Genomic DNA, 13147 nt, shown 5'->3' on the forward strand with positions numbered 1-13147 from the left:
CTACTCCTCTGTCTTTACTAATCTTCTAAAGCATTAATTTCTTTCATTGCTTTTTCGATGATATGAACTTCTTTCATCATACGTAGGTAAGTTTTTTCATTCAAGGATTGTGGCCCATCTGACCACGCATTCGCTGGATCTGGGTGAATTTCTACAATCAAGCCGTCCGCACCTGAAGCAACACCTGCTCGGGCCATTGGCGGTACTAAATCCCAGATACCAACACCATGACTCGGATCAACAATAATTGGAAAATGACTTAATTTTTTAATTAAAGGCACCGCACTTAAATCAAGTGTATTGCGCGTAGCGGTTTCGTACGTACGAATCCCACGTTCAATGAAGATCACATTGAAATTCCCTTGCGCAGCAATGTATTCAGCTGCGTTTAGCCATTCATCAATCGTACCGGCAATCCCGCGTTTTAAGCCAATAGGTTTTCCAGTTTTACCAACCGCTTGTAATAACTTGAAATTTTGCATGTTGCGCGCACCGATTTGTAAAATGTCACTGTATTTTGCGACAAGTTCTAAATTCGCTTCATCCATCACTTCTGTAATGACTTGCATATCTAATTCATCAGCCGCTTGGCGAATGTATTTCAGTCCTTCTTCTTCTAGTCCTTGGAAAGCGTATGGCGACGTTCTAGGTTTGAATGCACCACCTCGTAAAATTGTTGCACCTCCAGCTTTAGCAATTCGCGCACATTCACGAATCTGATCTAAGCTTTCGATTGAACAAGGGCCCGCCATCATGGTCATACTGCCGTCACCGATTTTAACACCGTTCACATCAACCACTGTATTCTCTGGATGAAATAAACGACTCGTTAGTTTGTAAGACAACGAAATGCGAACACTTTTTTCCACGCCTTCTAATGCTGTTAACTCTGCTTCAACTAATTTTTCTGTATCACCAATCAAGCCTATCACTGTTTTTCCATTATCTTGACTTGTTTGAGTAGTTAAGCCTGCACCTGTTACTAAATCAATGACTTGTTTCATTTGCTTTTCGGTTGCATTTTCTTTCATAATTACGATCATTATATTCTCTCCTCATGCCTTTAAACGGCGCTCTTTTTATCTATTTTCAATTTTACGTTTTACGACTGATACAGGCATTTTTTGTCCTGTCCATTGTTCAAAAGCAGCAGCTCCTTGATAAAGTAGCATGTCCAAGCCGTTACTTGTTTCTGCACCACGTAAACGGGCTTCTTTTAATAACTGTGTTTCTCTGGGATTATAAATAGCATCATACACAAATAACTTCGGTTGAATCATTGCATAATTTTCTATAGGACTACTATGCGCATGTGGATGCATACCCACACTCGTTGCATTAACTAACAAGACGCTTTCAGCAACATCTTTTGCTAGTTTTTCAGTATCCGCTAAATCGTTTAAATGGATTACACAGTTGGTTCGTTCAGTGAAATTTGCCAGTTTTTTTTGACTGTCGTTAAAGCCCGCGCTTTTCCTGTTGTAAACGGCGATTTCTTTCACGCCATCTAAAGCAGCTTGGGCAATGATTGATAAGGCTGCACCACCTGTTCCTAAGATGGTCATTTTATTCTGAAAAACGTCAACCTTTTTCTCTTTCAAACTCCACATAAAACCAGTACCATCCGTGCTGTCTCCGTAAAGTTTTCCATCTTTGTTGACAATCGTATTAATTGCGCCAACCAGTTGAGCGGTAGGACTTAGTTCATCCATATAACTTACAGCCGCCACTTTATTGGGCATTGATAAGTTGGCCCCTAACATGTGAAACGTTCGAATCGCTTCAATTGCTTGTGGCAATGTCTCTTGTCCAACGTCAAACGCCAGATACCGAGCATCAACTCCTAAATTTTGAAATGCTGTATTATGAATCAACGGTGAAATACTGTGTTGGCTGGGTTTCGCGAATAGCCCAGCTAAACGAGTGGCTCCAGTTATTTCTTTCATCCTGTGTGCTCCTTTACGAAATTTTTTTAGTAAGTTTCTGAAATCCTAATTTTTGGCCAAACAAAAAGGATATTCACAGTAAATTTTAAGAAAAATCTACAGTGAATACCCTACAAAAAAGCAATATAAAAGCCACTATAGATTTTCTTAAATCTACATGGCTGAAAGTCATCTTAAATTTCCCTAGCCATTATAGATACAAACGTTTGTTGTCTGTACCCATAATGTTATGAATACAAACCTATCTAAAATAGCTAAAGTAAAAGTTATTCAGTTGTGTATGGTTTTTCTTCGTTGTTGTCATAAGAATCACTCCAAAACTGATTTAATTAAGAATTGTTAACAGTATACCGCTAGAAAAAACATGTGTCAACACTTATTCGCTTATTTTTTCGACTATTCCATTAAAACCAATGTTATTTTATTCGTCAAAAGACTGAAAAAAGCCACAGGAACCAGTCATTTCACTGATTCCTGTGGAGCAAAAATTATTTTAATTCTTCAGCGTATACATCATCAACTGTTTGTGTTGGGTCGATAACAATGTATAAGTTTTTAGTTTTTTCGCTGACTTTTGTAGATTGATAGATGTTATCCAAGCCCTCATCTGTTTTATCTTTGTAAGGGAAATAAACTAAATCTGGTGTGCCATTTTTGTAAAGAATTTCCATACGTTCGATATCTTCATATTTTAAAGCACGAGAGAACATCCCTAATTCTAAGCCACCTAAGTTAATATCGTGGGTTTGAACATGATCTCCTTCTTGGAAAATTTCAATTTTGAACCCTTCACATGGATGAATTTCAACAAATTCACTACCATGGATACGGCCAAAACTTGTTGTAATATGTTTAATCCATAAATCACCAATAAAACGACGATCAATCGTCCAAGTTTCACCATTTCTGAAATAAAATTTAAGTCCTGTCATTTCTCTAGCCATAGCACAAATCTCCTTACTTAAAAATAATTTCTTACATTATTAGTTTACCATACTTTTGATAAACGGTCACAAACTTTCGCTGTAGATTCTTAATATTTTGTTATTCTTTTTAAAAAAGAATCAATCTCAACTACTGCACGTTGGTGAGAACCTTTGGCAATTTGTCGCTCTCCTTCATAAGCAACAAATTCGTAGCGTATTTTGTGTGCAGTCTGTTCAATGCCGGTCATCGTAACAACGATTGTCGCCCCTACCGCGGATGGATATAAGTGGCGCAATTCTAACACCGTTCCGACAGTTGTTTCCCCAACTGATAATTGGTCCTTCACAGCTTCTTTGGCTGTTTGTTCAATCATGGCAGCTAAAGCAGGGGTTCCTAAAACTTCTAAGTCACCAGAACCGAGCATTTTAGCCGTTTGTGATTCTTTCACCAAGAATTTTTTTGTAAACATTTCTGTTGGCATTATGCTTTCTCTCCTTTTGAACGTTGTTTTTTGGCAAACGAAAGCAGAACTTCTTGTTTATTCTCTAAGCTACCTTCAACAACGTGTTGCTCGATTTCAGCAATCAGTTCCCCTAACCATTTGCCTGGTGTTTCTTCTAAGACGGCTAAAAGGTCTTTTCCTGTTATGGCCAATTCATGTCTTTGATGGATGGGTAATGCCTTAACTAACTCTTTTGTTACTTGTACTTGACTCTCTTGTTGGTAATAATATAAAAGCCTTTCAACAAGGACTGCTGATTCTTCGCCTAATTCATAAAGCATCATTGGCTGCCAGTCGTTACTCAAGCGAAAACGCAAACCGCGTACTAATTGTGAAACGTTTTGGATTAATTGATTTGAAAGTTTCCAAGCCTTTAAGAAGGAGCGAATTTCTGCTTCTGGTAAATTCAACGATTGGATAAGTAACGTCCACGCTTCTGCTTCTGTTTCAATTTGACGAGCAGGCAAGTCCATTAAACGAAAAAGTCCAGCCCCTTGTTCTCGTAATTCGGGACAGTATTGATAGCATTCTGTTTCAATAAACGGAGCTAAGCCACCTTGTCGATTAACCCCTAAAAGCATTTTTACAAATTCAATCGTAATGCGTTCTACTGAAATTTTTTCTAATAAAGGATGAAATTCAGCGATAGCGGCTAAGGTTTTTTCTTCAATTTTAAAATCTAATTGGCTAGCAAAGCGTAAGCCCCGCATCATTCGCAGAGCATCTTCATGAAACCGCTCATGGGGATTACCGACTGCACGAATGGTTTGATTAGTTAAATCTTCGATACCATCAAATAAATCAATGATTTCACCTGTGCTGTCAAGCGCCAAGGCATTAATCGTAAAATCTCGCCGTTTTAAATCTTCTTTCAAGGAGCGAACAAAGGTGACTTCATCTGGTCGACGAAAGTCTTGATAAGTTGACTCGGTACGAAAGGTTGTTACTTCATACTGTTGGTCTTCCATCAATACAAGGACTGTGCCATGTTCGATGCCCACATCAACGGTTCGTTTAAAAATTTGCTTAATTTCTTCTGGATAGGCACTTGTCGCAATATCGACATCATGGATTGGTTTATTTAATAAAGCATCACGGACACTGCCCCCGACAAAATACGCTTCAAAGCCCTGTGCATTGATTTCACGAATAACGGGAGCGGCTTCTTTAAATTCGTTTGGAATAGTTGTCAATTTCATAGCATCTGTTCCAATCCGTAAAGTAGTTCTGTTCTCTGTACCACTTGCCGACAAGCTAACGCCACTCCTGTCATGAATGAACGCCGATCATAAGAATCATGCCGAATAGTGAGCCCTTCACCTACACTGCCAAATTGGACTTGTTGGTGTGCCACTAAACCAGGTAAGCGGACACTATGGATTCGCAGACCCTCGAAATCAGCCCCGCGTGCCCCTGGTATTGATTCTACCTCTTGCGGATTCCCTTGTTTTTTTGCTGGCCGAACTTCTTGAATCATTTCTGCAGTTTTTATAGCCGTTCCGCTCGGTGCATCCAATTTGTTATCATGATGTAATTCAATGATTTCCACATCTGGAAAATACTGCGCCGCTTTTTGGGCAAATTGCATCATTAAAACTGCCCCAATTGCAAAGTTTGGCGCAATCAAGCCGCCGATGGCTTTTTCTCGAGATAGGTTTGTCAATTCGTTGATTTGTTCCTCCGTAAAGCCTGTCGTCCCAACAACAGGCGCCATACCATGTTCCAACGCAAAACGCGTATTTGGATAGGCGGCTTCAGGAACCGTAAAATCAATCCAAACATCTGGTTTGACAGCTAGGACTTCTTCTAAGCGTTGAAAAACGGGAATTGCTGTTTCATCATTGAAAGAAACAGTTTCTTGTGCTTCATGAGGATCATACACACCTACTAATTCAAAGTCTGCGGTTTCTAAGACCATTTGTGTAGCAGTACTGCCCATCCGTCCTTTAAACCCAGCGACAATTATTTTAATCATGTGTTTTCCCATCCTTTCTTTCAAAGCGATAGCGATCCCGCTTGTTAAATTTGGCCATATTTTCTTCAAAAACTTCGGTTAAATCAATCTCTAAAGAATTTGCCATGCTAATCAATACAAAAAAGACATCTCCAAGTTCCTCTGATACTGTCTTTGGTTTTTCGTCTGCTTTTTTCTGTTTTTCACCATAATAATGATTGACTTCACGGGCTAATTCTCCGACCTCTTCCGTCAAACGAGCCATTTGTCCTAATGGTGAAAAATAGCCTGTTTTAAACTGTTGAATATAATCATCAACTTCTGTTTGCATCGATTGCAAACTACGTTGTTCTGATTCTGACATTTTACCCCAACCTTTCTTACTCTACCTCCTACATCTTATCAAAAACTTGGCTATCTGGAAAGGTTCTACTTGTTGTTTTATATAGAGAATGATACAGTTTATACTGTAAAAGGACGTGATTAAATGGAAGAACAAAGATTTTATTTTAAAGATGTGTTATTTATTGTATTAGGAAGCTGTATCTATGCCTTTGGTTTGGTTACTTTCAATATTGCCAATGACCTGGCCGAAGGTGGTGTCACGGGGATTACTTTGATTTTAAGAGCCTTATTTCATTTTAACCCAGCATATACGACATTATTAATCAATATTCCGCTCTTATTAATTGGTGGTAAAATTTTAGGCAAACGCTCCCTCTATTATACGCTAATTGGTACCGTGTCGTTATCGGTATTTTTGTGGTTTTGGCAAAAATTTCCTGTTGAAATTAATTTAGATCATGATTTATTGATTGCTGCTCTCCTAGCTGGTTTGGCCGCAGGATTCGGGAGTGGCCTTGTTTACCGCGTAGGCGGAACCACTGGTGGGACCGACGTCATTGCCCGCATTTTCGAAAAATACTTTGGGATTAGCATGGGCCGCTCGTTGTTACTTTTTGATGTTGCAGTCTTACTCCTCTCGTTGACCTATATTGATGTCAAACGAATGATGTATACTTTAATTGTGTCCTTTGTTTTCAGTCGTGTTGTTGATTCTGTACTCGATGGAGCCTATGCTGCGAAAGGAATTTTAATTGTTTCCAATCATTCCGAAGAAATCGGTCAAAGTTTAATGGCTTCTTTAGAACGTGGGGTAACATATTTAAATGGTGAAGGTGCTTATTCACAAGTGGAAAAACGGGTTCTCTACACGGTAGTCAGTCCTCGAGAAATAATGGAAGTCAAACGGATTGCTAATGAAATAGATGAAAAAGCCTTTGTATCCATCATTAACGTACATGAAGCAATTGGCGAAGGCTTTACTTATGCAAAACCCAGCAAACAACGGCGCTTTAAATTAAAACAATAAATAAAACCCAGCATTTATTGAAAATGCTGGGTTTTATTTATTGTTGTTTCAAACGATTTAATTCATCGGATAATTCTAAAAACGCTTCTTTGTTGCCTGTTTCTAAAGCATCATCAATTTGAGCTTTAAGTAATGCCATTCGCTGCGTTTGTTCTTCTTGCTTAAAATATTGATCAATCGCTCTGGCAACTTCCTGATCCACTTGTTCATTCCATGGCGCAAACGGATTGTCTTCTAAAACAGATAAATACTGGCTCGTTTGCCAAGCCTCTGGAAATACACATTCTAAATAAAGAGCTTTCCGCCAATTCATTCGAATCTCATGAAAAATTTGTTCCGGATCTGTAAATTCTTGTGCTTGGATAAAAAGCAATAACGGCTCCTTACCTAAACCATCCGCTACCACACGAATCCCCCGATCGGTTTTCTCTACGTTCTCAACAAAATGAACATTATTTAAAATCGCATCGTGCGTTAATAAGTAATTTAAAATCCACAGTACTTCTCTTCTTCCAAAAGGCACGGTATTCACTAACCAAGTTAAAAATTTTTTCTTTTCTGATAAACTAACAAACATCGTCGTTTCCTATCTTTCTTCCATATCTGCTAGCACAGATTGCATGTCTACATCACCAGGTTCATGTTCCAAATAGTGGTATAACAAGTGTTTTGCTTTTTCAAGTTCGCCTTCTTCTCGTAAGAACAATGCGTATTCTTTTAGAAATTCTGGTTCGTGAGACAATTCTTGCGCTGCTTGTTCGTAATGAACTTTAGCGACGGCAAAGTCTTCTAATTCGTTGTACGCTTTTGCTAAGTTCCATTCAGCATAAGGATGATCCGTTTCCTCTAAATCATTTAAGATAGTAATTACTTCCTCAAAACGCTCTTCCGTGATGTAGAGATTACTTAAGGTCAAACGACTTTCATCTGTTTTCTCACCTAATTCCAAAGCTTTTAACAACCAGTTTTCAGCACCAGCAATATCGTGTAAGCGATAGGCATTTTCAGAGGCAAATTGGTATAACTCTACTTGGAAGGGGTTTTCCGCAATTCCTTCTTCGATCACCGCTTTTGCTTCCTCTAATTGCTCTTCTTCTTGGAGCGCTTCCGCTAAATATAGATAAAGTGATTGATAATGTGGGTTTAGTGTTTTTAATTGCTGGAACAACGCAATGGCTTTTTGATTCTCATGTAACTGTAAATAAGTGAAAGCTAACTGGAATAAACGATCGTCTGTTTGTTCTTCTTTGACCGCGGCTTCCAAATAAGGAACTGCTTCTTCAAAATCACCTAACATGCTGTAACTACTTCCTAAGCGTTCATTCAAGGAAATAGCAGAGATTTGCGCTGTCCCGCTTTCTACAATGCTTTGATAACGAGTAATAGCCTCGACAAATTGACCATTTGTAAAGTATAGTTCTCCCAAAGCAAATTGAATTAACGGCTCTTCTGGCATAAGATTGGCTGCTTCTTTTAATTTCGCTTCACTGACTTCTGGAATCCCTAAAACTTGGTACAAATCCGCAGTAACTAAGAGGCTTTGGACATAACTATCACTAGTTTCTGGAATTTTTTCTAAATAGATGAATGCGTCATCTATTTCATTATTTTCAATGGCGATTTCTGCTAATGGAATGTTTAAGCCATCTGCATCGGGAAATTGTTCCAACAATTGTTGGAAAATTTGTTTGGCTTCTTCTAGAAAACCTAAAGATAATAACGTTTCCCCTAAATCAGCTAAGGTATTTTCATCATCTTTCTTTAATGCTTCTTCAAACATTAACTGTGCTTCTGCTAAATTTTCAGCTTGTAATGCTTGAACCATTTTTTCACTATATGACATAATTTCCCCTCAAATCTCTTTTAAAATTTCTTGGTATCTTTCAATCGTTGTTAACAGTTGATCGGGCGTTGGCTTTAAAGCTACTCCTAGTTGACCGATTTTTTCCAACACCATAGGAGGACCTAGTGTTTCTGTGTGAGCCAAGACTTGTTCTGCGTAATCAGCACTTAAAATTTCTTTTGGAAACGCCACCGGAAAACCTAAGCGAATAAACCAAACGATAAAATTTTTAAATTGAAAGTCAAAGTGATTGACTTGCTGGCTCCATAAAACTTGTAACAATAATCCCAATAATCGTTTCATGGGACCTGATAACAAATGGCCATTTTCGGTTGTAGCAAAGGCCGCTTCAAAAACTCGGCCAAATTGATCCACTTTTTCCCCTGCTTGTTCATAAAAGGATAACAACTCGTCTAAAATACCATTAAATGACGTTTGATTCAACCGTTTTTTATCTGGATACGTTTGGTATAGCATTTGTAAATAAGCATAATCACAGACAAGACCCGCTCGAATAAAAACGAGCAAATCAATTAAAGGGGCGGCACCTTTTTTATTGGTCAAGGTACTATCAAACAAAATTTCTTCTGAATGATTTTCTATATGCATGGTTGCATGCTGTGCTTGCTGAATTGTGACACTTGGTAAAAGTCCTTGGCGTAACGCTTGAACAGACACAGGCATCAGCCAACATTTGGAGGAACACTTACTTACTTGGTGCAAAAATGCGGTTAATTGTAGTACCCCTTCATTGCCCAAACCAATCAATAAAACCTCCTGATTTTCTGGCCAATCAGCTAAGAAACGTAACACACTTTCTAATTCTGATAAGTCATTGCAATGAACATCATTGCGACAAATATACCAGTTTAATCCCAACTGTTCCCCAAAGGCATAATTAATCTTCTCAGAAAAAAGATCATAGTAACGCTGATTCGCCAAAACAACGATTGACTCCGTCGTTACTGGTCGTTTTTTTAGGACCGAAGCAAATGTTTCTCCATAAATAATAGCGACCTTGTTTTCCCCTCTAGAATAGTTATATTTCATTGATTCACCACCTTAAGACTGTTTCCTCTTCCTTCACCCCAAGTCTAGCATAACCACTAAAAAACAGCTACTGGCAACAACTTATTTTTGTCCTTCATTCATAAATCTTTCTCTTTTTATCAAAAAAGCAAGGAGCGAGTGTCGAACCGTTCCCACGTGATTCTCAGAGCGAAGCACGTTTTTCTCACCCAAGGTTCGTCACAATTTAGCCTTTTAGCGTGCTGTTTCGACCGCCTCTTAAAATAACATTTTTTATGTATGATTCAAAAAAGAACCCTTGGAAACCAAGGGTTCTAATTGTCTGTCTTATTTCACTGCATCTTTCAATGCTTTACCTGGTTTGAATGCAGGTACTTTGCTTGCAGCGATTTGAATTTCTTGTCCAGTTTGTGGGTTACGTCCTTTACGAGCTGCGCGTTCGCGAACTTCAAAGTTACCAAAACCGATTAATTGAACTTTTTCACCTTTAGCAAGAGTTTCTTGAATTGTTGAAAAGACAGCGTCTACTGCTGCAGTAGCATCTTTTTTAGTTAAACCAGTTGAAGATGCAACGTTTTCGATTAATTCTGCTTTATTTGCCATGGATCATTTCACCTCCTCTATAAGAGATACGATGTTTTTACACACCTAAAGTTCCGTCTATTTTTGAGTGGTCCAAAAACAGACAGCAAATATTGATCTGGTTCAATATTCTGTTAACAAGATAGCATAAGAAAGTTGTAATAGCAAGGTTTTTAGTGTATTTTAACCAGTTTTTTCAAAAAATAATCATTTTTTCTCAAAGTTGATAAATTTATTTGAATATCTAAAAAAAGTATGGTAGAATGCACTATTTTCGGCGTCGCGGAATGATTTTAATTGGCGTGCCCTCAAACGTAAATGCTTTTCTGATTTGATTTTCTAAAAACCGGGCATAAGAAAAGTGCATTAGTTCTTCTTCGTTGACAAAAATAACAAATGTAGGTGGTTTGACTGCCACTTGTGTTGCATAAAAAATCTTCAAACGTTTTCCTTTATCGGTTGGTGTCGGATTAATTGCTACAGCATCCATTATAACGTCATTTAACAACGCTGAAGGAATCCGTAAGTTTTGATTCATACTAACTGTTTCAATTAGTTCAGGCAGTTTGTTTAAACGTTGTTTGGTTAATGCAGACACAAAAATAATGGGTGCATAATCTAAATATTGGAATTCATCACGAATTTCCGCTTCAAAATCACGCATTGTATTTGTATCTTTTTTGACTGTATCCCATTTGTTGACCACGATAATAATACCGCGACCCGCTTCATGGGCATAGCCCGCCACACGCTTGTCTTGCTCACGAATACCTTCTTCTGCATTCAAGACCATTAAAACAATGTCTGAGCGTTCAATCGCCCGCATTGCGCGCATGACGCTATATTTTTCAGTTGATTCGTATACTTTCCCACGTTTACGCATACCAGCTGTATCAATCATTAAGAACTTTTGACCTTCTTCAGATTCAAAATACGTATCGATTGCATCTCGCGTTGTTCCTTCAATATCTGAAACAATCACACGATCTTCACCAAGAATAGCATTAATCAATGATGATTTACCGACATTTGGACGCCCGATTAAACTAAATTTAATTGTATCTTCGTCCTCTTCTTCTGAAGTGTTAGGAAAATGTTTAACTGCTTCGTCTAACACATCGCCAATGCCTAAACCATGACTACCAGAAACTGGGAAAGGATCCCCTAGTCCTAAAGCATAAAATTCATAAATATCATTACGCATTTCAGGATTGTCAACTTTATTAACAGCTAAGATCACTGGTTTATTACTACGATATAAAATTTTTGCTACTAACTCATCTGCATCAGTAATTCCTTCACGGCCACTAGCAACAAAGATAATCACATCTGCTTCATCAATCGCAATTTCTGCTTGGTGTTTGATTTGGTCCATAAATGGTTCGTCACCTAAATCAATCCCACCTGTATCAATAATACTAAATTCACGCCCTAACCATTCTCCAGTTGTATAAATACGGTCGCGTGTTACGCCAGGAGTATCTTCTACAATCGAGATACGCTCACCGGCAATGCGGTTAAAAATAGTCGATTTACCGACATTCGGTCTACCGACAATCGCAATAGTTGGATTTGCCATTTGATTCCCTCCTTGAGAATTTCAATCCTTACTAGTTTACCTAATCAAACCTTAAAGTGCAAGAAAAGTTTTAGTTTCTGCTGATTTTCTAACCAATTTAAGAAAAAATGAGTTTGACATAGCCGATCTGTTTACGGCTATATCAAACTCATAAATTTCAAGAAAGTAACGTGTTATTCCTCTTCTTTCGCATCAGATAAAGCGTCACCTAAAATATCGCCCATGGTAAAGCCAGTATTTTCTTCAGGCAATTCATATTCCTGTTCTTCTTTTGGTTCTTCTTGAGACTCAGGTTTTGGTTCTAACGCTTTGATACTTAAAGCAATACGATGTTCCTCTGGATTAACTTCTAAAACTTTCACTTGTACTTGATCCCCTTCATGAAGGACTTCATGAGGCGTTGCAATATGCTTGTGAGAAATTTGAGAAATATGCACTAATCCTTCCACACCAGGGAAAACTTCCACAAAGGCACCGAAGCTTGTTAGGCGTTTTACTGTTCCATCTAAAACAGTCCCAGCGGCTGCTTTTGTTTCGATATCTGTCCATGGTCCAGGCAATGTTTCTTTAATAGATAAAGAAATACGTCCTTCTTCTGGATTAATTGAAAGAATTTTTACTTGAACGTCTTCGCCAACAGTTAACGCATCACTTGGTTTGCCTACATGCTGATGAGCAATTTCAGAAACATGAACTAAACCATCCACGCCACCTAAATCAATGAATGCGCCGAAATCTGTTAAACGAGCTACTTTCCCTTCAACAACGTCTCCGTCATGTAAAGAAGAAAGTAATTCTTCTTTTTTCGATTCTTTTTCAGCTTCAACAACTGCTTTATGTGAAAGAATTAAGCGGTTTTCTGAAGGTTCGATTTCAATAATTTTAAATGCTAGTGTTTGACCTTTATATTCAGAAAAATCTGCAACAAAATGATCTTCAACCATTGAGGCAGGAACAAATCCGCGAACACCGACATCAACAACCAAACCACCTTTAACAACATTTGTAACAGGTGCTTCGATTACTTTGCCCGCTTGGAAATCTTGTTCAATTTCTTCCCAAACTTTTTTAGCATCTAAACGGCGTTTTGACAGTAAATAACTGCCGTTTTCTTTATCTTTGCCAATTGATGTGATAACAACTAAATCTAACACATCACCGACTTTCACAAGTTCGTGTACATCTTCAACTGGTAAAGTCGATAATTCCTTTGCAGGAACAACGCCTTCAACGCCCGCTCCTTCAATGCCGACAACAACTTGTTTGTCTTCAATGGCTAAAACTTCGCCTTTAACAATATCGCCAACACTGACTTCTTGAACGCTGTTCATTGCATCTTCCATTGTTTCGTTGTTTGCTACTTGTTTGTCTTCAAAATCTGTCATGCCTCTTATCCTCCTATGCCAACAAAAA

The 13147-nt window shown here is 38.2% G+C and carries 14 protein-coding genes; 1 reads left to right on the forward strand and 13 read right to left on the reverse strand.

The window, feature by feature from the left end; all coding sequences use genetic code 11:
* Nucleotides 1–17: 17 nt before the first annotated feature.
* The 7 genes from aroF to KQI94_RS01415 form a co-directional block, all read right to left on the reverse strand.
* Nucleotides 18–1043 carry a 3-deoxy-7-phosphoheptulonate synthase gene (gene aroF, locus KQI94_RS01385; RefSeq protein WP_002363948.1) on the reverse strand — a complete coding sequence of 342 codons (1026 nt, stop codon included), beginning with the start codon at nucleotides 1041–1043 and terminating at the stop codon, nucleotides 18–20.
* 36 nt (nucleotides 1044–1079) lie between these two features.
* A complete protein-coding gene (gene aroE / locus KQI94_RS01390) occupies nucleotides 1080–1946 on the reverse strand; it encodes a shikimate dehydrogenase (RefSeq protein ID WP_002369402.1) in 867 nt (288 codons plus the stop codon).
* Between the two features lie 488 nt (nucleotides 1947–2434).
* On the reverse strand, nucleotides 2435–2890 hold the full coding sequence (locus KQI94_RS01395; protein ID WP_002357586.1) for a hypothetical protein: 456 nt from the start codon (nucleotides 2888–2890) through the stop codon (nucleotides 2435–2437).
* Between the two features lie 89 nt (nucleotides 2891–2979).
* On the reverse strand, nucleotides 2980–3354 hold the full coding sequence (locus tag KQI94_RS01400; RefSeq protein WP_002369403.1) for a hypothetical protein: 375 nt from the start codon (nucleotides 3352–3354) through the stop codon (nucleotides 2980–2982).
* Entirely contained in the window at nucleotides 3354–4574 is a 1221-nt protein-coding gene (locus KQI94_RS01405) for a CCA tRNA nucleotidyltransferase (RefSeq protein ID WP_002390632.1), read from the reverse strand. Before KQI94_RS01405 ends, KQI94_RS01400 begins: the two co-directional genes overlap by 1 nt.
* The gene (gene dapB, locus KQI94_RS01410) at nucleotides 4571–5350 is read right to left on the reverse strand and encodes a 4-hydroxy-tetrahydrodipicolinate reductase (RefSeq protein WP_002357591.1); all 780 of its coding nucleotides are present in this window, start codon (nucleotides 5348–5350) and stop codon (nucleotides 4571–4573) included. The genes KQI94_RS01405 and dapB overlap by 4 nt, the downstream gene beginning before the upstream one ends.
* Nucleotides 5343–5693, reverse strand: a complete 351-nt coding sequence (locus KQI94_RS01415; protein WP_002363944.1) for a nucleotide pyrophosphohydrolase — start codon at nucleotides 5691–5693, stop codon at nucleotides 5343–5345. Before KQI94_RS01415 ends, dapB begins: the two co-directional genes overlap by 8 nt.
* A 123-nt stretch (nucleotides 5694–5816) precedes the next feature.
* On the opposite strand from KQI94_RS01415, the gene KQI94_RS01420 reads away from it, so the two are divergent.
* Nucleotides 5817–6701 carry a YitT family protein gene (locus KQI94_RS01420; protein ID WP_002357595.1) on the forward strand — a complete coding sequence of 295 codons (885 nt, stop codon included), beginning with the start codon at nucleotides 5817–5819 and terminating at the stop codon, nucleotides 6699–6701.
* 37 nt (nucleotides 6702–6738) lie between these two features.
* Here the strand turns inward: KQI94_RS01420 and KQI94_RS01425 are convergent, their stop codons facing one another.
* From KQI94_RS01425 to rpsA, 6 genes are all read right to left on the reverse strand, one after another.
* Nucleotides 6739–7278 carry a ReoY family proteolytic degradation factor gene (locus KQI94_RS01425; protein ID WP_002360333.1) on the reverse strand — a complete coding sequence of 180 codons (540 nt, stop codon included), beginning with the start codon at nucleotides 7276–7278 and terminating at the stop codon, nucleotides 6739–6741.
* A gap of 9 nt (nucleotides 7279–7287) precedes the next feature.
* Complete coding sequence (locus tag KQI94_RS01430; RefSeq protein WP_002360336.1) at nucleotides 7288–8544, reverse strand: tetratricopeptide repeat protein; 1257 nt, start codon at nucleotides 8542–8544, stop codon at nucleotides 7288–7290.
* 9 nt (nucleotides 8545–8553) lie between these two features.
* The gene (locus KQI94_RS01435) at nucleotides 8554–9594 is read right to left on the reverse strand and encodes a hypothetical protein (protein ID WP_002369410.1); all 1041 of its coding nucleotides are present in this window, start codon (nucleotides 9592–9594) and stop codon (nucleotides 8554–8556) included.
* Between the two features lie 306 nt (nucleotides 9595–9900).
* The gene (locus tag KQI94_RS01440) at nucleotides 9901–10176 is read right to left on the reverse strand and encodes an HU family DNA-binding protein (protein WP_002357604.1); all 276 of its coding nucleotides are present in this window, start codon (nucleotides 10174–10176) and stop codon (nucleotides 9901–9903) included.
* A gap of 247 nt (nucleotides 10177–10423) precedes the next feature.
* Nucleotides 10424–11734 (reverse strand): ribosome biogenesis GTPase Der, encoded by a 1311-nt coding sequence (gene der / locus KQI94_RS01445; RefSeq protein WP_002360340.1) that lies wholly within the window; start codon nucleotides 11732–11734, stop codon nucleotides 10424–10426.
* 173 nt (nucleotides 11735–11907) lie between these two features.
* Nucleotides 11908–13119, reverse strand: coding sequence for a 30S ribosomal protein S1 (rpsA, locus tag KQI94_RS01450; protein WP_002360341.1), 1212 nt, complete (start codon nucleotides 13117–13119; stop codon nucleotides 11908–11910).
* Nucleotides 13120–13147: the final 28 nt, after the last annotated feature.

The organism is Enterococcus sp. S183_ASV_20, assembly GCF_018919685.1.
Taxonomy (GTDB): Bacteria; Bacillota; Bacilli; order Lactobacillales; family Enterococcaceae; genus Enterococcus; species Enterococcus faecalis.